The sequence below is a fragment of the Sulfurospirillum sp. 1612 genome (assembly GCF_036556685.1).
Taxonomy (GTDB): domain Bacteria; phylum Campylobacterota; class Campylobacteria; order Campylobacterales; family Sulfurospirillaceae; genus JAADIZ01.
Map to the genome: position 1 here is coordinate 2,216,980 of NZ_CP140614.1, position 21,561 is coordinate 2,238,540.

20 protein-coding genes are annotated in these 21,561 nt (G+C 38.3%); 12 read left to right on the top strand and 8 right to left on the bottom strand.

The features are described from left to right. Positions 1–19: 19 nt before the first annotated feature. The 5 genes from SFB89_RS11165 to selB are packed head-to-tail and all read left to right on the top strand — an operon-like array spanning position 20 to position 6,683. A complete protein-coding gene (locus SFB89_RS11165) occupies positions 20–1,180 on the top strand; it encodes an ABC transporter substrate-binding protein (RefSeq protein WP_331774768.1) in 1,161 nt (386 codons plus the stop codon). Continuing rightward, positions 1,177–2,778, top strand: a complete 1,602-nt coding sequence (locus SFB89_RS11170) for a sensor histidine kinase (RefSeq protein WP_331774769.1) — start codon at positions 1,177–1,179, stop codon at positions 2,776–2,778. The genes SFB89_RS11165 and SFB89_RS11170 overlap by 4 nt, the downstream gene beginning before the upstream one ends. Next, positions 2,778–3,452, top strand: coding sequence for a response regulator (locus SFB89_RS11175; protein ID WP_331774770.1), 675 nt, complete (start codon positions 2,778–2,780; stop codon positions 3,450–3,452). Before SFB89_RS11170 ends, SFB89_RS11175 begins: the two co-directional genes overlap by 1 nt. A gap of 1 nt (position 3,453) precedes the next feature. Continuing rightward, positions 3,454–4,797 carry an L-seryl-tRNA(Sec) selenium transferase gene (selA, locus tag SFB89_RS11180; protein ID WP_331774771.1) on the top strand — a complete coding sequence of 448 codons (1,344 nt, stop codon included), beginning with the start codon at positions 3,454–3,456 and terminating at the stop codon, positions 4,795–4,797. Positions 4,798–4,847: 50 nt separating this feature from the next. Then, positions 4,848–6,683 carry a selenocysteine-specific translation elongation factor gene (gene selB / locus SFB89_RS11185; protein ID WP_331774772.1) on the top strand — a complete coding sequence of 612 codons (1,836 nt, stop codon included), beginning with the start codon at positions 4,848–4,850 and terminating at the stop codon, positions 6,681–6,683. 22 nt (positions 6,684–6,705) lie between these two features. Here selB and SFB89_RS11190 read toward each other — a convergent pair whose 3' ends face one another. Next, positions 6,706–7,464 carry a DUF6515 family protein gene (locus SFB89_RS11190; protein ID WP_331774773.1) on the bottom strand — a complete coding sequence of 253 codons (759 nt, stop codon included), beginning with the start codon at positions 7,462–7,464 and terminating at the stop codon, positions 6,706–6,708. A gap of 150 nt (positions 7,465–7,614) precedes the next feature. Between SFB89_RS11190 and SFB89_RS11195 the strand changes: the two genes are divergently transcribed. From SFB89_RS11195 to SFB89_RS11210, 4 genes are all read left to right on the top strand, one after another. Beyond that, a complete protein-coding gene (locus tag SFB89_RS11195; protein ID WP_331774774.1) occupies positions 7,615–8,319 on the top strand; it encodes a thioredoxin domain-containing protein in 705 nt (234 codons plus the stop codon). A 63-nt stretch (positions 8,320–8,382) separates the two neighbouring features. Next, a complete protein-coding gene (locus tag SFB89_RS11200; protein WP_331774775.1) occupies positions 8,383–10,425 on the top strand; it encodes a diguanylate cyclase domain-containing protein in 2,043 nt (680 codons plus the stop codon). An 80-nt stretch (positions 10,426–10,505) separates the two neighbouring features. Next, positions 10,506–11,165, top strand: coding sequence for a response regulator transcription factor (locus SFB89_RS11205; protein ID WP_331776086.1), 660 nt, complete (start codon positions 10,506–10,508; stop codon positions 11,163–11,165). Further along, positions 11,162–12,427 (top strand): ArsS family sensor histidine kinase, encoded by a 1,266-nt coding sequence (locus SFB89_RS11210; RefSeq protein WP_331774776.1) that lies wholly within the window; start codon positions 11,162–11,164, stop codon positions 12,425–12,427. Before SFB89_RS11205 ends, SFB89_RS11210 begins: the two co-directional genes overlap by 4 nt. On the opposite strand, the gene SFB89_RS11215 is transcribed toward SFB89_RS11210, so the two are convergent. The 6 genes from SFB89_RS11215 to SFB89_RS11240 are packed head-to-tail and all read right to left on the bottom strand — an operon-like array spanning position 12,424 to position 16,521. After that, entirely contained in the window at positions 12,424–13,305 is an 882-nt protein-coding gene (locus SFB89_RS11215; protein WP_331774777.1) for a cation diffusion facilitator family transporter, read from the bottom strand. The genes SFB89_RS11210 and SFB89_RS11215 overlap by 4 nt on opposite strands. A gap of 44 nt (positions 13,306–13,349) precedes the next feature. After that, positions 13,350–13,586, bottom strand: coding sequence for a thioredoxin family protein (locus tag SFB89_RS11220; RefSeq protein ID WP_331774778.1), 237 nt, complete (start codon positions 13,584–13,586; stop codon positions 13,350–13,352). 12 nt (positions 13,587–13,598) lie between these two features. Next, the gene (locus SFB89_RS11225; RefSeq protein WP_331774779.1) at positions 13,599–14,543 is read right to left on the bottom strand and encodes a permease; all 945 of its coding nucleotides are present in this window, start codon (positions 14,541–14,543) and stop codon (positions 13,599–13,601) included. A gap of 6 nt (positions 14,544–14,549) precedes the next feature. Continuing rightward, the gene (locus tag SFB89_RS11230; protein WP_331774780.1) at positions 14,550–14,948 is read right to left on the bottom strand and encodes an arsenate reductase ArsC; all 399 of its coding nucleotides are present in this window, start codon (positions 14,946–14,948) and stop codon (positions 14,550–14,552) included. Positions 14,949–14,960: 12 nt separating this feature from the next. Further along, positions 14,961–16,214: an arsenic transporter gene (locus SFB89_RS11235; protein ID WP_331774781.1), complete on the bottom strand. Its 1,254-nt coding sequence runs from the start codon at positions 16,212–16,214 to the stop codon at positions 14,961–14,963. Beyond that, complete coding sequence (locus SFB89_RS11240; RefSeq protein ID WP_331774782.1) at positions 16,198–16,521, bottom strand: ArsR/SmtB family transcription factor; 324 nt, start codon at positions 16,519–16,521, stop codon at positions 16,198–16,200. The genes SFB89_RS11235 and SFB89_RS11240 overlap by 17 nt, the downstream gene beginning before the upstream one ends. Positions 16,522–16,666: 145 nt before the next feature. Between SFB89_RS11240 and SFB89_RS11245 the strand changes: the two genes are divergently transcribed. Next, positions 16,667–18,355, top strand: a complete 1,689-nt coding sequence (locus SFB89_RS11245) for a methyl-accepting chemotaxis protein (protein WP_331774783.1) — start codon at positions 16,667–16,669, stop codon at positions 18,353–18,355. A 2-nt stretch (positions 18,356–18,357) separates the two neighbouring features. Here SFB89_RS11245 and SFB89_RS11250 read toward each other — a convergent pair whose 3' ends face one another. Further along, positions 18,358–18,780, bottom strand: a complete 423-nt coding sequence (locus SFB89_RS11250; protein ID WP_331774784.1) for a MarR family winged helix-turn-helix transcriptional regulator — start codon at positions 18,778–18,780, stop codon at positions 18,358–18,360. 124 nt (positions 18,781–18,904) lie between these two features. On the opposite strand from SFB89_RS11250, the gene SFB89_RS11255 reads away from it, so the two are divergent. Beyond that, positions 18,905–20,050 (top strand): efflux RND transporter periplasmic adaptor subunit, encoded by a 1,146-nt coding sequence (locus tag SFB89_RS11255; protein ID WP_331774785.1) that lies wholly within the window; start codon positions 18,905–18,907, stop codon positions 20,048–20,050. Continuing rightward, positions 20,047–21,561, top strand: a complete 1,515-nt coding sequence (locus SFB89_RS11260; protein WP_331774786.1) for a DHA2 family efflux MFS transporter permease subunit — start codon at positions 20,047–20,049, stop codon at positions 21,559–21,561. The genes SFB89_RS11255 and SFB89_RS11260 overlap by 4 nt, the downstream gene beginning before the upstream one ends.

Here is a 21,561-nt window from a genome sequence, read left to right on the forward strand (position 1 = left end):
ATCAAGAAGGATCACCGTTTTGGTCAAAAAAAGTTATATATTAGTCGCCCTAATTTTTGTGACAATACTGATAGGAACGTTATTCTCTTATACGCATGATCCATTAAAAGACCAAAATGAAATCCGGCTCGGTGCCTCTTTGCCGCTCAGCGGCATCAACCAAAACTTAGGCAAAGAGATTGTCATAGGGGCTGATACCTATTTTCAAAGCGTCAATGCAACCGGAGGCGTACACCATAAAAAAATCAAATTCATCTACTATGATGACAAATATGAACCAGAGATCACCTGGAGTAATACAAAGCGTCTCATTGATCATGATAGCGTTTTTGCGCTTTTTGAATTTGTCGGAACGCCCACGACCAAAAAAATCCTACCCCTTGTGGAAAAACGTGGCATTCCTTTTATCGCCCCTTATACTGGTGCCTCGTTTTTACGCAATCCCAAATTTAAAAATATTATTAATTTTAGAAGTTCGTATCAAGAAGAAGTTGATGCCCTCATTGGATACTTGACCAAAAACAAAAAGTTTTCAAAATTTTCAATTTTCTATCAAAATGATGATTATGGACGCGAAGGATACATTGCACTCTTAAAGGCATTGAAAAAAAGAGGCTTAGCGCTTGTCAGCGAAGGTACCTACAAGAGAAATACCCTCTTTGTGAAGCAAGCCCTCTATGATATCAAAGACAAAAAGCCCGAAGCCGTCATCTTAATCGGTTCGTATAAACCCACGGCCCGTTTTATCAAAAAAGCGAGAAAAGACAAGAGTTTCAAATCTGTCATCTTCTGTCCCATCTCTTTTGTCAATGCCAATGCATTGATGGAAGAATTACACAATAATGGGCACAATTTACTCTTTTCTCAAACCGTACCCACCTATACTAACAACACCGCACAAGCACAAGAGTATTTGAAACTATTGCAAACCTTTCATCCGCATCATCCCCCAACGTTTGCCTCATTTGAATCTTTTTTGGCAGCTAAAGTTTTAGTCAAAAGTATTGAAAAAATCAAAGGGAATATCACCACAAAAAAGTTTCTTGAAAATATCAAGACACCCCAAGAACACACACTTGAGGATGTCAATGTTCACTATAAGCATTCGCAACTACTCAACAGTGTGTATCTACTCAAATTCCAAGATGGTATCTTTAAAACAATTTGTGAGAAAAAATGAATGCTTTTGTGACGTATATCAATAAAATCTTAGAAAAAATCACCTTTACAAGTAAGACCAAGATATTAATTGGAACAACCTTTGGAGGGACGATTATCATCGGATTTTTGATGTTCATTTCGATTTTTGCTCTAAAATATGATTTTGAAGTCTTATTTCAAAATTATACCGCCCCGCAGGTGAAACTCGAAGAAATCAAAGATATTTATCAAGTCAATATCAAAGAAACACTCAATGCCATCGAAAATCAACAAATTAGCAATCAAGAGGGCATTGAAGTCCTACTGATTGCCAAACAAATTATTAAAAAACAGTGGAAGGAATACAAGCGGGGCACAGAAAAATCCATCGGAGGATTGCCAGAATTTGCCAATAATTGGCTTAACTTCTTTTTGCGCCCGCACAAAGATAACAATAACAATGAATTTACAAACCGCATCATCAATAATATAGAAGAAAAAATTCACAGCATCGATGAAAAAACCACCATCTTAATCACCTTACTCAAAAACAATACCAAAGAAATCACCCACGATCAAAAAATCAATGATATTATTTTGGAGACCAACTCCATTAGTATCTATCTCTCGAGTCTCATTACGAACAATTTACAACATGCTATCTCCAAAAAAGAGGCCAATGACCAGCTTTTTAGCACGAGTACCTATATGTTAATCCTGCTCATCAGCCTCACTTTTGCCTTTGTTGTCTTAGTCTCAATCATCATCATTAACAACTTTAAACACCTCCACTATACCCTAGAAGAGAATGTCATGAGAAAAACCAAAGCACTGCGTCAACTCAATAGTTCTCTGGAGAGTCGTATCAAAAAAGAGGTCGAAAACAGCAGAAAGCGCGATAATATTATGTTTCAACAAGCTAGGCTCGCTAGGATGGGTGAGGTATTACAAAATATCGCCCATCAATGGCGCCAACCGCTTGGCACTTTGATGATGATCGTGCAAAGTTTTCAGAGCAAGTTTTATGCAGGGAAACTCGATGTCGAATTTGTTGACAGTCGTGTTGAAGATGCGCTAAAAGTCGGCAAAAATATGTCGGATACCTTAGAAGATTTTAGAAACTTTTTTATGCCCAATCGTACCAAAGAGATTTTTGATGTCAAAGAGGCCATCAATAAAGCCATCAGCCTCTCAAAATATCAACTCAAAAAAGAGTACATAGAACTCACAAGCAATCGTGCGGGTTCCATCCAACTCTACGGTTTCAAAAATGAGCTGATTCATGTGATTTTAAACCTCATTAGCAATTCCAAAGATGTCCTCACATCACAACAAAATCTAGAATCCAAAAAGATACGCATCATCTTAAAACAGACACGCAAAAACATCCTCATCAGCGTCATCGACAATGGCGGCGGCATAAAAGATGATATAATATCTAAGATATTTGATCCCTATTTTACCACAAAACACAAGAGTATTGGCACGGGAATCGGCCTTTATATGTCGAAACAATTAGTAGAAAAACATATGAATGGAAAAATCAGTTGTAAGAATATTATCCATCGATTTGGAGAAGACAAATTTTTTCAATGCGCGATGTTTAGTGTAGAACTACCACTCAAAGGAGAGGCATAATGCAAAAAAGAAATCTTGATTTACTCGGGAACTTTAACGTACTGTATCTTGAGGATGAGCCCGAACTTCTCAAACACACATTTTCAGCCTTAGAAGATTTTGTCGGCACGATTTTTCCGGTACCTACCTGTGAGGAAGCCCTCAAAGTTCTCAAAACCAACAAAGTCGATATTATCATCGCCGATATCAATCTCAAATATGAAAATGGTATCGAATTTTTAAGATCTTTGAAATACGAACATGGCTATGAAATACCGGCCATCTTAACCACCGCCTTTACCGATACAGAATATTTACTTGATGCAATTAAACTCAAGATTGATGATTATATTGTCAAACCCATCAGCATCAAAGATCTTCTCAATTCCATTCACGATACACTGTTGCCTAAGATGCAACAAAAAGAGATTGAACGCTCTTATAATATGATTAAAACCATCTCTGCGATTATTGATGGGAAACAAATCGAATTAATTAAGTTTATCATCAAAAATCTCGATCATGATAATATGTTTAACTACTCCTATGGCGATATTATGGAAAAAGTCGATGTGAGTAAACCCACGGTTATCAAAGTGTTTCGTCAACTCGCTGAAAAAGAAATTTTGGTAAAAATCCAAAATAAAAAGTATTTTTTTGACGAAAACAAACTACCCAATCCAAACGAGGAATGACATGAAGAATAAATTTCGAGAAATCCCAAAGATAGATAAAATAGCACAAGATCCAATCTTTGAGGGATTAAACCAAAAACTTATACTTAAAATAGCCAAAGAGAAGATTGAAGCATTACGCGAAGCCTTGCGATCTGGAACAATAGAAAAAATTGACCAATCAGAACTTTTAGAAGCGGTCAAAAAAAGCTATCATGATCTCTTTTCTCCTTCACTCAAGCAGCTCATCAATGCAACAGGAGTCATCTTGCACACCAATATGGGCAGAAGCCTCATCAGTGAAACGTTGATAGAGAGAGCCAAACCAATCTTGTGTAACTACTCAAACCTCGAATACGATCTTGAACACGGTTGCCGTGGTGAGCGATACGAACATGTCAGCCGTCATATGATCAATCTCTTAGGCGTGGAAGATGTCCTTGTGGTCAACAATAATGCCAGTGCGGTATTTTTAATCCTCAATACCTTCGCCAAAGGGAAAGAAGTCATCGTTTCCCGAGGTGAACTGGTCGAAATTGGCGGCAGTTTTAGGATTCCTGAGGTGATGAGTCAAAGCGGAGCCATCTTGCGAGAAGTAGGTGCCACAAACAAAACAAAACTCAGCGATTATGATAAGGCACTCAGTGATAATAGTGTCATGATTATGAAGGTACACAAATCCAACTTTTCCATCGAAGGATTTAGCGAAGAGACTCCTTATGAAGAGATTCAAAATCTCGCACAAACCCATCATCTTTTAGATTACTATGATTTAGGAAGCGGTTATATTCCCACTTTGCCTTATCATCTCGGTCAAAAAGAGCACTCCTTGCCACAAATTCTCAAATCCAAGCCCTCCTTGATTAGTTTTAGTGGTGACAAACTCTTTGGCAGTGTTCAAGCGGGGATTATCGCAGGGAAAAAAGAGCTCATCAGCGAACTCAAAAAAAATCAACTTCTTAGAATGTTGCGCGTCGATAAGATTACGCTCGCACTCTTAGAAGAGACGATTAAATCCTATCTTAAAGAGGAATTTGAAGACATCCCGACATTAGACATGCTCTTTACCGAGGTCCAAACACTAAAAGAGCGGGCGCTCAAAGTGCAAGAAGATATCGGAATAACACGATGTGACGTGATTGACAGTACGACCGTCATGGGAGGGGGCACGCTGCCAAATCGTGAATTTCCAACCGTCGCATTGCACATCAAAGGGAAAGCTGAAGTTTTAGAGAAAGAGTTTAGAAATCACCATATCATCGGACGCATCGAAAATGATAAGTTTTTACTTGATTTTAGAAGTATTTTACCTAGAATCGATGCCATATTAACCCAAAAGATCAAAGCGATCTTAACAATCAAATAATATGTCTTTTGAGACATTTGTATGACCAATATTAAAGAGAGATAAGCAACATGAAATACATAATAGTAGGAACTGCCGGTCACGTAGACCATGGAAAAACCGCACTCATCGAAGCGATGACTGGATTCAGTGGAGACAGTTTAGAAGAAGAAAAACGTCGAGGTATCACGATAGATTTGAGTTTTTCACATCTACAAAATGACGATATTAATGTCGCCTTTATTGACGTTCCCGGTCATGAGAAACTTTTGAAAAATATGATTGCGGGGGCTTTTGGTTTTGATGCCAGCTTGGTTGTTGTTGATGCCAATGAGGGATTAAAACCTCAAACCATTGAACATCTTGAAATTCTCAATCTATTACACGTCAAAAACATCATCATCGCACTCACCAAAAGTGATCTTGCAACAGATGAAATCCTCACGACGCGAGAAAGCGAAATCAGAGAATATATCAAAACCCTTCAAAATCTAGAGATATTTGACCTTTTAAAAGTGAGTATTTATGATCAAGATTCGATACAAAAACTCAAAGAGTCTCTATTCTCCTTGCCCCTTTTAGAGAAAGAGAGTAATGGATTATTTCGCTACTATATCGACCGATCTTTTTCACTCTCAGGCGTCGGACAAGTCGTCACCGGCACCGTGCTTGATGGCAGTATCGCAGTCGGCGATAAAATCTTCGCACCAGAGCTCAATCAAGAATTTAAAATCAAAAATTTACAAGTCCATGACCACGATGTCCCCAATGCCCTCAGTTCTCAAAGAACGGCTATCAATCTACAAGGCACGTTGAAATCACCACTCAAACGTGGTACCCTTTTGTGTAAAAAAGGGTTTATTAAAGGGTTTAATAATGTTGATGCTTGGGTTGAAGGCATCGCTTCTCACAAAATCAAGCATAACACTTCAGTGAACCTTTTCATTGGGACCAAACAAGTCGAAGCTAAAATTCTTCTCTTAGAAGGGGTGGAACCCATCGAGCGGGGATTTGCGACACTTTGTTTTAAACAGAAACTTTTTTTGGTACATAATGAGCCTTTTATCCTCTCAACAAGCGGCAGAACTATCGGGGGTGGGCGCATCTTGAACCCCATCAACGATCCTTTGAAAAAACGCGTCAAACTCGAACTCCTCTCAGCCCTACGCGATGATGATTTTGATCGTGCCTTTTCAATACTCTCATCGACGCATAAACGTGGTTTTGGACTCATCTCCTCAAATCAACGCTTTGGGCTGAGCCATGATGAAGCCATCGCAGTGGCTGATAGACTCGATGATGTATTTGTAGATGAGCAAGGATTGGTCATTTATCCGACTTTAATCAAAACGGAATTAAAACAAATCATCAAAAATATCTATGCAAAAAATCAATATGCCCTCCTCTCACCCGCCTCTTTATCGTTGAAAATCAAGTGGGCAAGTGTCTCCCTTTTACAAGATATCTTGACCACGTTATGTGATGAGGGACTCTTGAAATTGGAAAATGGAATTTATAAGAATGCCGAAATCAAAATTGATGACATCAATAAACTCATTGAAGATAAAATATTTGAGACTTTAGAGAAATCCGATATCACCCCCGATGCGCCTTATAATATTTATGATGCATTGGATATTGATAAAAAAATTGGAGATAATGCCCTCAAAAACCTCACAAAAGCACGAAAAGTGGTACGACTCGCACACAATCTCTTTGTCACCTCACAAGTGCTGAGCAAAATCGTCGCAAAAATGCGAGACATTATGCTCAAAGAGGGCTATATTGATATCAGCTCTTTTAAAAAACATTTTAATATCAGTCGTAAATATCTCGTTGCGTATCTTGATTATCTTGATGAATTTGATGATATCAATAAGCAAGACAACCGAAGATCACTCATCTAATCTGTGTCCCTCGCGATTATTATTAGCGAGGGTTCACGACAATATAGACATCATGACCATTTTGACGTGACTTTGAAAGATAGTGTCCATCAATCCAATAGTAATTAACACCGTTTAAAATACGCTCCGTCGCTCCCGCAGGCAAACTCTCAAAAACAGTCCCAATCGCATAGGGAGTATCAAGAGCCGTGTCATCATCAACATATTGAGGGGATGACACACTCACGGGTTGACTCGGACTTTCAACAATGCGATACCCTTGTGGGGAATCAGACCAGACATAATAGGTTTGATCATAAACATAATAATCCTGACCATAGAGGTGCATCAAAGCATATCCTACAGGGAGTACCGGGACAATAGCGCCAATAGGAGGTCTCACGATGATATAGGCTCCTTGGTGTGGTTTATAAAATACTCCATTATGTCGGTAATACCGAATACCTTTAAAACGAAACATTCGTGCTTGACTCGGTTTGGAGTGCACCACACGTCCCCAGCGTCGCGCTTTTGGTATCGATTTATAGTGCTTTACATTGCGATTTTGCACCACCCGCGTTTTTTTGACTTGAACTTTCGTAGTACGACGCTCAACCTTTTTGTGCACTACTTTTTTGTGCACTACCTTATGTTTCACTACTCTTTGTTTTTGTTGGTGTACCGTTTTTTTGACCGCTTTACGTTCGTGTTTTTTATACTCTTCTGAGCGTGGAGCAGCATAAAGCGACGCCCCTACAAAACAACACAATATTAAAAGTTTTAGTATATTTTGACCATACATAAACATGCCTCCTTATATCAAAATTTTAAATATTCTTAAATATCATGATACCATTTCAAATGGCCCAAATGTTAATCAACTGACAATAGATTTATAATATATTTAATTAAAAGCGGTAAAATACTTTCAAATAATACCAAGGAAATCATGATGAAAACAAGTATAGTCCTATCCCTTGCCTTACTTGCTAGTGCCGCTTTTAGTGCAACCAATGATGAAATTATCACACATTTTAAAAATCAAATCCCTTTGTCTCATATACAAATTAAAGTATTGTCAAGACAACAAATTTCAAAAGATTTGGATTATGTTTCTCTTCACATCACAGATGGACAAAATAACCAAAATATTTCAATTTTTACTCATGGAGATTATATTTTTCCAGATGCAATCGACCTCAAAACCGGGATGAGTATAAAAGACAAAATGCAACGCGTACAAATCAATAAAAATATTGCCAAAGTCTTCAAAGCAGAAGACCCGAAGTATATCATATCCATCGGTCATGATCCCCAAAAAGAGACGCTGGTAATCTTCTCAGACCCTGAGTGTCCATTTTGTAAAAAAGAGCTTGATGGCATTGAAAATGATCTCAAAAAATATAATATCAAAATGATTTTTACGCCCGTTCATGATAGAAGCTCTTTGGCAAAATCTTATTTGATTTATAAATACATCAAAGATGCCAAGACAGATGCACAAAAAATCAAAATCATCAGAAAATATTTTGAATCTGGTGCCAATGAACAAGTCAACAATTCCAATGTCCAAAAAATAGATACGTTACGACAAAAATACTTCCAAGCAGGTATTAATGGAACACCTTATAAGGTTATGGAGAAAGATTTACAATAAAATTAGGATTTTACAATCTTTTGATGCTATAATATAACGCATTCTCACACAAAAGGTTGCGTGATGGAATATGAAAATCAATTATTTGTTATCATCATTATTTTATCAGTCCTCCTATTGTACGTTTTTTTTAATTCAAAAATAAAGCTTAATCGCCTAGAAAAACGGCTTTATGATGAATCTGAGTCTGAAAGATTTCTAGATATTTTACCTTTGCCCATTTTTTATGAAACCAAACACAACCGTGCGATATTTACCAATAAATCTTTTAATTTACTTTTTGGAATCAACAAAAAAAAAGCCCTAGAAACTTTATCTCTTCCTTACCGCAATCCTATCGAAAAGATCACATTTCTGTGTGATAATGATATCAAGAAACAACTCTTAGTCTACTCCGCACATACCTTCGATGCCAACAAAAATATAACAGCCACCATCCGCACACTGGTCGATATTGATGAGATGCAACATGTCATCGACAACCTCCTCGCTACCAAACAGCGCTATGGACTTGCTGTAGATCACGCACTCTTTGGCGTTTGGGATTGGGATATTCTCAAAGATACCTTTGATGTCTCCGCACAATGGAAACATATCATGGGATACCAAGAGGATGAAGCTCCCAAAAATCTCAATGCCTGGTTGCGCTTAGTCGCTCCCAAAAATATGGCACACATCAACGAGGCTATTAGAAGACATTTGGATGGAGAGAGTGAACTCTTTATTGCCGAACATGAGGTAAAATCATCACAAGGAAGAAAGTGGGTTCAAATCCGAGGCAAGGCCATCCGTGATGCCCACAATCAAGCCACCAGATTTTCAGGCCTCATCTTTGATATCACAGAAGAGAAACAAAAAGATATCCAACACCATCAAAGCCAAAAACTCTTCGCTAGTTTTATGGACAGTCTCCCCGCCATCGCATTTATCAAAGATATCAATCATCGCTACATCTATCTCAATAGTTTTTATCAAGATTATATTGGATTTAAAGAGTGGAAAAATAAAACGCCTCATGAGATTTTTGATAAAAAAACAGCAGATAGCATTGTAGAAAATGATCGTAAAGCATTTTATGAAGGTCAAAAACAACATGCTGAAGTGATTCCAAATGCCGAAGGTACCTTGAAATATTTCAGAGCCTATAAATTTGCCATTGATGCAGGAAATGATGAGAAATTTATCTGTGGATTTGGTATCGACAGCACCAAAGAAAAACTCTACTTAGATGAAATTAATTTGTACTCAAAAATCTTCAACAACACCACAGAAAGTATCATCATGACAGATGAAAAGTTCCATATTATCTCAGTCAATAAGGCTTTTGAAGAGAATTTAGGATATACCAGTAAAGAAATCATGGGTAAAAAACCCAACTTTTTGAGACCTAGAGGAGGAGATGGTACCCGCTATGAAAAGATGGACAAAGCACTCAAAGAGAAGGGAAGATTTTCGGGTGAACTACTCGTAGCAACCAAACAAGGCACGCTCATCCCAGAGTTGGTCAATGCCAGTTCGATTAAAAATGACCAAGGCGAAGTCATCAATTATTTTGCAATCTACCAAAGTATTGTCCAACAAAAAGAGACCGAAAACAAGCTAAAGAAAATGGCACAATATGATAATCTAACAAAACTGCCCAATCGATTTTTATTTCGTTTCCGACTCCTCAATGCCTTTGAGCGTATGGAGCAAAGCGACATGAAAACGGCATTGGTGTTTGTGGATTTGGATGACTTTAAAAATGTCAATGATACATTAGGTCATGATGCCGGCGATATCGTCTTGGTGCAAACGGCTAAAAAAATATCTGAGAGCATTCGCAAAAATGATACGGTCGCACGTCTTGGAGGTGATGAGTTTGTCATCATTTTAGAAGACATACAAAATCTAGAAAATCTCAAAAGAATCTGTCAAAAGATTATAACAAATCTACACCAACCTTTTCCTCTCCTTGGGACAACGTACCGCATTAGTGCGAGTTTAGGCGTCAGTATCAGTCCAGATCATACTAAAAACTATCGAGAATTATTGAAATTTGCAGATAAAGCCATGTACCAGGCTAAGAATAAAGGGAAAAACACTATCGTATTCTACAAATCATGATTAACGACTCATTCACATAGATATGCTATGATTCTTGTTACGATTATACAAGGAGGAGAGAATTGAAAGCCAATCTTTTAATGATTGAAGATGATACAGAACTTGCAGATTTATTATGTGCATTTTTATCAAAGTACAATATTAATGTCACCAATTATGAAGATCCTTTTTTGGGTATTAGCGCCCTTAACATCGGCACATTTGATCTCGTCATCTTAGACCTTTCATTGCCAGGATTAGACGGTTTGGAGATATGCAAAGAAATCCGAGAAAAATCCAATATCCCTATCATCATCTCATCGGCTAGAAGTGATGTCGAAGATAAAATTATCGGCCTCATGCTAGGGGCGGATGATTACCTGCCAAAACCTTATGAACCCAAAGAGCTATATGCCCGTATCATCAGTGTTTTGAGACGTTATAAAGTCAATATTGATGACAAAGAAGAACACTCCAATATCTTTCATGTCGATAAAAACGCCATGCTGATTACCTTTGAAGGAGAAGCATTACAACTCACCAAAGCAGAATATGAAGTATTAAGTCATCTTATTGAGAAAAAAAACTGTGCCGTAACACGAACCGAATTGATTAACAGTTCTCATTCACTCAGTAGTGAAAATGAGAGTCGCAGTCTGGATGTTCTCATCAGTAGAATACGACAGAAACTCGGCGAAACTTCAAAAAATCCAAAATACATCCACTCCATCCGCGGAATGGGATACAGGCTTCAAGTTTGAAATGGTACCACTCTATCATCACGAAAATCTCCTTGATTTTTTTGTTGGCACTGTTTGGGATTGGTACGGTTTTATTTTTATTTGTTAATCATGAAAGAGAAAAAGAATTCGCCAGTATCAAAGGTTATGCCCGATATGCCCTGCATTCATCTTTCAACCATACCACGAAGCAATTCGATTTTGAACATCTAAAAAATCTTGGTTTTAAACAAATTACCGATAAAAAACTGCGGGGCAATATACTCAAACAAAAAGAGCGATTTGGGCCACAACATTTCAATCAAAATCCTATGATGATGCGCCGTATGCCACGAATGAAGCTCGAAGCAGTCGTATATAAAAATCAGATTTATCTCATATTGCGATATGAAAATAGAAAAAATTTTGTCTTTACAACGCCTTATGAAAAAGAGTTTTTATCAACCCTCATCTATCCTTCAATCTTTATACTTTTAGTGATTTTACTCTATATTGTGATTATTAAAAACATCTTGCCACTTTATAGCCTTCGGCACAAGATACAGCGCTTTGCCGATGGTGATTATGATATTGACTGCAACAGTAAAAACAAAGATGAAATCGGAATTTTATCCAATGATTTCGATCATGCCGTCAAAAAAATCAAACGCCTAAGAGATTCAAGACAACTTTTTTTGCGTAATATCATGCATGAGCTCAAAACGCCCATTGCTAAAGGCAAATTTGCAACCGAACTCGCCGAGGATGTCACATTAAAAAAGACACTGAGTAATATTTTTCAACGACAAGAGAGCCTCTTAGAAGAATTCTCGAGAATCGAAAAGCTCAGCGCCAATGAACTTAAAATAAAACGCCAACCTTATCTTTTGGAAGATGTTTTGGATTTTGCACTGGATATTTTAAATCATGATGCAAAAAAAGTTGAAAAAAATCTCACTCCTGTGAAAATCAATGTGGACTTTGAACTCTTTGGCACCGCGTTGAAAAACCTACTGGATAATGGTATCAATTATGCATACGATGCCAAGGTGAAGATTTGCAATACCAAAGATTCCATCACCATTAGTAATCGAGGCGATGCGCTTGATGTTCCTTTGGAAAAGTATAAAGAACCCTTCTATTTAGGGGGTAAAAAGCAAAAAAGCTCACGGGGATTGGGGTTTGGTCTTTATATCACACTGCGTATCATCGAACTGCATCACATGACCCTCACATATCAACGCGATGGCGAAGAGAACATCTTTATGATTGCATTTCAAAGTGAGGACACAACACACGCTTAGCAATCATTGCAACACGCATACTCCATCTGCCATGTCGTATGGGTGATATGAAATTCATCATGAGCAATTTTTGTGAGCGTTTTCATCAACGCATTGGATTCAGCAACATTAAGATTGGCATCTAAGCGCACATGAGCTTCTAAAAAAATATCATGATCGTTTAATTGCCACACATGCACATGATGAATATCTTGGACTAAGGGCACAGATTGAAATCGCGTCTTTAGCCGTTGCATATCCAAATGTTTGGGACTGTTTTGCATCAAGATATCAATACTTTGTGCCACAATTCCATAGGACATATAAATCAGATAAAACGCGATGATGAGTGTCATGAGGGCATCAATCCAATAAATATGCCAAAACATCATCGCAACACCACCCAATAATACAGCAACCGAGGTCATGACATCACTTAAAAGGTGCAAATATGCTGATTTAATATTTAAATTATGCGCAGAATCCTCTTTGATCAAAAGCACACTTACAAAATTGAGGATAATACTCAAAAGTGCCAAGGCAATCACCCAGAAAGATTTGATCTCCACAGGATTCATCCATTTGCCAATCGCTTCTATTATCAGATAAAAACCAATACCAACTAGCACCGTGGCATTGAATAATGAGGCGAGTATCTCCGCTCTTTTGTATCCAAATGTTTTGGTCTCTGTCCTAGGTCTTGCAGCCATTTTATGGGTTACATAGCTAAGAACAAGAGCGATAACATCACTAAAATTATGCAAAGCATCACTCAGCAGCGCAAGCGAACCTGAGATAATACCTCCGATGATTTGAGCGATGGTGATGATGATATTGAGAAGAATCGTAATAAAAAGATTCTTCCCGCTTACATGATGGTGATGATGATGTTCAGACATACGCTTACCTTTTTTTATATATTCGGTATTTTATCGAAATCACATCAAACATTTTTTAAAATTTCTAAAATCTCCTCTTTGTTCAAAACTTTTCCCGTTGTTTTCACCACCCCATCAATCACAAGTGCTGGGGTACTCATCACATCATACTCCATAATTTTTTGAATATCTTCTACTTTTTCCACACTATGAAATCCGCCAAAATCTGCTACGGCATCTTTTACAACTTTTTCCAATGTTTTGCATTTTGCACAACCGGTTCCTAATACTTCAATTTTCATTATTTTTCCTTTCTATAAAATAGCATTAAATAAATATCCAATGGCAATAATACCACACCCCACAATCCCAAAGAAGAGACCAATAAGCTTCACATGTAAGATTTTTTTGAGAATCATCGCCTCAGGCAAGCTCAAAGCCGTCACGGCCATCATGAAGCTCAACGCCGTTCCAAGCAACATCCCCTTAGATGTCAACACTTCTACCAAAGGCATTACACCCGCAGCATTGGAGTACATCGGAATCCCCATCAACACCGCAATCAATACTGCAAATGGATTATCGGCTCCTGCATATTTTGCGATAAAATCCGTAGGCACATAACCGTGAATAAACGCACCAATACCCACCCCAATTAAGACGTAAATATAGATTTTTTTGAAGATATCGCTCGTATAAGCCCATGCTTCGTTGAGTCTTTGTTTGAATGTCAGCTTGATTTTGATCTCATCCAACTCCCCTTCCATCGGTTTGACACTGAGTAATATGTATTTTTCCATATTCAATTTACCGATAAAGTAACCACCAAAAATTGCTACTAAAAGACCAAATCCAATATAAATCGCGGTGATTTTCCAACCAAAAAGGCCAAACAAAAGAGCGATGGCAATCTCATTGTTCAAAGGCGAACTAATCAAAAAGCTAAACGTCACACCAAGAGGAATCCTCGCTTGAATAAAGCCTAAGAATAAAGGAATCGCGCTACAACTACAAAACGGGGTGATGATCCCAAACACTGCGGCAAGCACATTGCCATAAAACTGTGATTTTCCCTGCAAATATGCTCTAACATACTCGGTATTAAAATGCGTCCTCAGATAAGAAACCACAAAAATAATTGTAATCAATAAAAACCAAATCTTAATCGTATCATAGATGAAAAAATTCAACGTCGCATTGACGCGTCCACTCAAGCCTAAAATATCAACGGTCAAATAATCGACCATACTCTGTAACATAACTTTTTACTCCAATTCTGTTTTAATTTTTTCTAATAAGAGACTTTTGAGCTCTTCATACAAGCGCACAAATGCCTCATAATCCTCCCCATCAGGATCAGCAAATCCAACATGGATTTTTTTGATAGCACGGGGAAACATCGGGCACGTCTCTTTAGCATGATCACACACGGTCACCACCAAATCAAAATCCTCATCCAAGACTTCATCCAAAGTTTTGGAATGATAAGAAGCATCCCAAATCCCCTGCTCTTCTAGCACACGCTTAGCATGAGGATTCACGCGACCACTGGCTTTTACCCCACTACTTTTGGCTTCGATACCTTCTAAAAACGCATTGACAAGCGCTTCAGCCATAATACTTCGGCAACTATTGCCCGTACATAAAATCAACACTTTTTTCATTGTCTGTCTCCTCTAAACCAAGCTGAGTAACACGATTAACAACACCGGTGGTGTCACCAAAAGACCAAATTTACTATACTGCCAAAATCCTATCTTGATGCCCTTTTGTGCAAGCACATGAAGCCAAAGCAACGTGGCAAGCGACCCAAAAGGTGTCATCTTTGGTCCTAAATTACATCCGATGATATTGGCATAAGCCAAAAGATGATTGGGAACATCATGTAATGAGATATCCATAATCATCACCGTTGGCATATTGTTCATAATCGCACTCAAAAAGGCTGATATAAAACCCGTCCCTAGCACGGCTATAAGATTTCCCTGTTGGCTAAGTGTATGTAAAATCGTCGCTAAATAATCAGTCAACCCCGCATTTTTCAGACCATAAACCACAATATAAAGTCCGATACTAAACCACACCACTTGCCAAGGAGCATTTTTTATCGTCAGCCACGCTTTGGCACTTTTTGTATAGCTCGCAATGGCTAAAAATACTAATCCTCCCCCCAGTGCAAAAAGGCTAATCGGGAGATGAAAATGATCACCGATAAAATAGCCCGCGAGCAAAATTGCTAAAAAAAGCCAGCTAAATTTAAAAAGCATTTTGTTTTTGAGCACATCATCTTCATTTTTCAACAAACGAATATCAACCGCTTTTGGGATATCTTTACGCAACACAATCCACAAAACAACAATAGAGACTATCGTACTGATAAGATAAGGCGCCCACATATTTTGAAGATACTCTAAAAATCCGATATGAAAATAATTAGCGGTGACAATATTGGTGAGGTTTGAAAAAACAAACGGCAAAGAAGCACTATCACTAATAAAGCCTCCGGCTAATAAAAAGGCTAAAATCGTCTTGGTATTGAGCTTCAAAACCCGCATCTTTGCAAGCAAAATCGGTGTTAAAATCAGAGCAGCCCCATCATTGGCAAAAAGAGCAGAAACAAAAGAGCCCAAACTCAAAGAGTAGATAAACATCAAAGTGCCATTTCCTTTTGAGAGTTTGGCCATCTTGATGGCACACCATTCAAAAAAACCAATCTCATCTAAAACCATAGAAAGGATGATAATCCCTACAAAGGCAAGTGTGGCATCCCAAACAATGCCCGTGACGGTCACAATATCATGAACACTCACCACACCCAAAACCAACGCGATGATAGCCCCAATGATGGCAGTCGTCCCGATTTGTAACCCTTTAGGTTGCCAAATCACAAAAAGAAGGGTGAGTAAAAACAGACTAGTTGCGAGTATCATCGAGGTCACATCCTTTGTCTAATTTTGGAATTTCAATATCGAGATAACCAATCTCTTTTAAAATAGCTTGACGAAATGCATCAAGTGGCGTTCTGATACTATAATGGGCCCATCGTCCCCTGCGTTCTACTTTTAAAAATCCCGCCTCTTTCAAAATCTTTAGGTGTCGTGATACGCGTGATTGAATCATCTCAAAGGAGTTTTCGATATCACAAACACAGACTTCACCATGCATATCAATAAATCTGAGAATTTGTACTCTTGTCTCATCATTCGTTGCGCCAATAGTCTTCAAAAATATATCCATGATGCGTGCTCCTTTTATAATTTTTTCGAAAGTATAGCAGAATAATTACAATATATCAAGATATGTTGATATATTGTAATTAAGTTTTTATAAATCCCTAAAATTGTATTATTCTCCAATATTTATTGATTAGAAGGATTCTTTCATGAAACTTGCCACAAAAACACTACTTGTCGTTTTAAGCTTCTTGACACTGACTGCTGTGTCAATCGTCAGTATTTCAGCCTATTTCAGCTATCAAAATAGCCAAAAATATCAAAATGAATTTAAAAAACAAATCCTTAATCAAGCAAAAGAAAAAGTGAAAACGGAAATTGATATTGCCATAAGCACCGCACAATCTCTCTATCAAGAAGAGAAGAAACTCGGCTTCAAAGAAGAACGAATTAAAGAGGATATTAAAAATGCACTCCGAGGTATCTCTTTTGATAAAGGAGAAGGATATTTTTTCATATATGATACACAAGGCATTCGCGTGATGCACCCAAAACTCACAGATACAGAAGGAAAAAACTACATCAATCTTAAAGACTCCAACGGGGTCAAGATTATCAAAGAACTTATCAAAGTAGCTCAAAATGGTGGTGGCTATGTGACGTATTATTTCTCTAAGAAAAAAGGGGGCAAACCGTATCCAAAACTCAGCTATGCCAAAGAATTTGAACCCTATGGTTGGGTAGTAGGAACGGGTGAATATATTGACCATCTTGATACGAAAATGGCACAAATGAAAACAGCGGCAAAAACATCATTTTTTAATGATATGATGACATTTGTCACCATCATCCTACTGTGTGCGATCATCGGCTCTATCTTGATCTATTTTTTACTCAACATGATGCTCTCACGTCCGTTGAAAAAATTAGCAGAAACTACAAAAGATTTAGCCAGTGGGAATGGTGATCTTACCAAAAAATTGACTGTTAAAGGCAAAGATGAGATTGCAATGGCAAGCACAGAGATTAATAACTTCATTGAAAAAGTTCGTATCATGACACAAAATGCCAAGTCACTCTCAGCTGAGAATTCCTCAATCTCCAATGAGCTCTCCAACACCTCACTTGAGGTCGGTAAACTGGTCGAAAACTCTACGGTATTAGTAGAAACCACCACAAAACAAGCCGGTGGTATTTATACCGATATGACGGCAAGCATCGAAGAGGCAAAAACAGCAAAAGGGGATTTAGAGACGGCTAACAACTCGCTTGATGAAGCGCGTGATGCCATATTGAAACTCACACAAGATATCCAAGAAAGTGCAGCCATAGAGGTCGAAATGGCAGGCCGAATCCAACAACTCAGCAGTGATGCTGAACAAGTCAAACAAGTCTTGAATGTCATCAGCGATATTGCTGAGCAAACCAACTTACTCGCACTCAATGCAGCTATTGAAGCCGCACGTGCCGGAGAACACGGTCGTGGATTTGCCGTGGTGGCTGATGAAGTGAGAAAATTAGCAGAGCGTACACAAAAATCTCTGTCTGAAATCAATGCGACGATTAACGTCATCGTCCAATCCATCACAGAATCAAGCCAACAAATGACTCAAAATTCCGAACATGTCGAAGAGTTAAGCGTCACGGCGCAAAGTGTGGAGAGTAAAATCAATGATCTCTCTTCTGTGATGGTCAAAGCCAACCATATGGCTGAAAATAGCGTCGATCAATACATTCAAAGTGGCAATAACATCAAAGTCATCATCAATAATATCGAAGAAGTCAACAAAATTTCAGCTAAAAATGCCAGAAGTATCGAAGAAATCGCTAGTGCCGCAGAACATATGAACAGTATGACAGAAACACTCAACAACAAGTTAAGTGAATTTAGAACATGATATTAGAGATTTGTTAAATTATTAAAGATAGTTCTGAGTGTTTTAATATTATTATGAAGCATCTCATCACTCACGCCCATGAGTATATCTGAGCGAAGTGCATTAATAATCGTCTTTGAATCTTCAAATCTTATCGCACCCTCATCTGTAAATTGAACGATTTTAGCACGTTTATCATGAGGGTGTTCTACCCTCTCAATCCAACCATCTGCTTCTAGAGAATTAAGCAATCTAGCAAGCGTCGAATTTTCAATTGTCAAATACGTTGCCAGTTCATGCTGAATAATACCCTCCTTGTGACGGCTCATCAACGACATCGCCGACCATTTTGCATGGCTTAATCCTAAAGGCTTCAACCTTTCATTTAAAGACATCCTCCACAATCTCGCCGTATCTCCCATCAATTGACCAAACTCTTCTTTCATGATTTCCCCTATAGTATTCTGTATCATATTTCTAAAAAAATTACTTAATGATTATTTTACATAAAAAATGCTAAAATCCAGTTTTAATTTAGTTAGCAATGCTAACAATATACAAGGATTTTATGTGGAAGCAAAAGAGATTAACAAAAATAAAAAGAGAAATAACATCTTAATATTTCTTGCTTTATTTTTCATTTTAGTCGGTTTAGGGTATGGCGTTTACTACTATTTATACGCTCAGTTTTACGAATCAACCGATAATGCCTATGCCAAACAAAATATTGTCTATGTGACCCCTCAAGTCAGTGGCATCGTCGATAAAGTCTATGTTCATGAAACCCAATATGTCAAAAGAGGACAATTGTTAGCCAGTCTTGATGATAGAGATTTGAATCTCGCATTTGAACAAGCCAAAACCAATCTTGCCAATACAGTGAGAGATATTAGCAAATTGTACCAACAAAAAGCCTCAGCACTCTCTGCTCTCAAACTCGCGCAAATCAATTTAGAAAAAGCCAAAACGGACCTAAAGAGAAAAGAGTATCTCAAAAAATACCATGCCCTCTCAGAAGAGGTATATCAAGATTTCAAGTTTGCCTACGATAAGGCCGTACAAAATCTTGATATTGCCAAAAAACAAGTGGCAGAGCTCAATTCTATTTTAAGAAGTAATACCATCTATGAAGACCCTCAGGTCAAAAAAGCTGTTGTTGCTGTAAAGCAGAGTTATTTAAACTTAAAAAGAAGCAAAATCATGGCACCTACTAGCGGTATCATCGCGCAAAGAAAACTCAGTGATGGAGAATCCGTCAGTCCTGCTTCTACACTGTTTGCAATCGTCCCAACGAAAGGATTTTGGGTTGATGCCAATTTTAAGGAGACCCAATTGCATCATATCCGAATTGGGCAGAGTGCCATATTATACTCTGATCTTTATGGCGCGAGTGTCACTTATCATGGAAAAGTAGCAGGAATCAATCCAGGAACGGGTGCTGTTTTTTCATTATTGCCAGCACAAAATGCAACCGGAAACTGGATAAAAATCGTACAAAGAATTCCCGTTCGCATCACACTCGATCCAAAAGAGTTACAAAAACATCCGCTTCATGTAGGAAACTCGATGCAAGTGACCGTAGATATTCACAACCAAAAGGGTCAAATCTATAATCACCAAACAAAAAGTGTAGAGGATACAACGCCACCGCTATATCAAGATTCAATCAAAGAGGCAACGGCTATTTCCAATCACATCATCAGGCAAAATCTGTGAATCAACACGAACCTTTTCCAACCCCGCTTCTAGCGGTGCTGACGCTATTTTTGGCACTAGCTACTTTTATGCAGGTGCTTGATACCACTATTGCCAATGTTTCCATCCCTACCATTGCCGGTGATTTAGGGGTGACTCCGACACAGGGTACCTGGGTCATTACAGCCTTTGCGGTTTCTAATGCCATCGCCATGCCACTCACGGGATGGCTTGCCAAACGCTTTGGAGAGGTGCGATTATTTGTCTTCTCCACGGGACTTTTTTCACTCACATCCATGTTATGCGGTATGGCACCAAATTATCAAATGCTCATATTTGGAAGGGTATTACAAGGTGCCGTTGCTGCGCCAATGATGCCCTTGTCTCAGAGTTTATTGCTCTCCAATTACCCAAAACATAAAAAAGGATTGGCACTAGCATTTTGGTCGATGACAGCAACACTAGGACCTATTGCAGGGCCTCTTCTTGGTGGATACATCACAGATAATTTTGATTGGCCTTGGATTTTTTATATCAACGTTCCTATCGGCTTACTCAGTGCTTTTATCGTTTGGGAAATGCTAAAAGATAGAGAAACTGATGTTGCAAAATTTCCGATTGATTATATCGGATTGGCTCTTTTGATCGTGGGAGTCGGATCCTTGCAAATTATGCTAGATAAAGGCAACGAACTAGACTGGTTCTCCTCTCCTACCATTATTATTTTGTGTATTATCACCGTAATATCCATCTCATTTTTTATCGTTTGGGAATTGTTCAACAAACATCCGGTCATCGACCTTTCACTCTTTACAAGTCGCAATTTCACCATAGGAGCCATCTCTTTGAGCCTGGGTTATACGATATTTTTAGGCGGAGGTGTTGTGTTTCCTTTGTGGCTTCAAACAGAACTGGGATATACTGCATTTTGGGCAGGATTTGCATCTGCTACGGTAGGAATCTTTGCCTTTTTACTCTCCCCTTTAGTAGGAAGCAATATGCACCGTCTGAATCTGAGAGTTTTGATTACCTTTAGCTTTATTTTATTTGGGATTAGCTATTATTGGATGGCAAATTTTACGACCGAAATCGATCTCTTTCATGCATCCGTACCACGACTTTTGATGGGTGCTGCTATGAGTATGTTTTTTGTGCCTTTAACTGCTATCATTCTATCTGAATTGGACGAAGCACACACCGCCTCAGCTATGGGACTAGTAAACTTCTTGCGAATTTTAGGTGGAGGACTTGGGACTTCTATCGCCGTCACGCTCTGGGAGCGATGGGGTCACTATCATCATGCAATCATATCAGAGCAAGTCACGATGTTTTCTCACACAGCACAAACGGCTGTTTCGTCCTTACATCATGCTGCATTACCGGCACTGCCTATTATAGACCAGTTGATAACGCAACAAGCAATGACGCGATCTAATGATGATATATTGTTGTTGTCTAGCTATGCATTTGCTGGACTGATTATATTGATATGGATGGCAAAACCGCCATTTATGTCGCATCACGCCAAATAG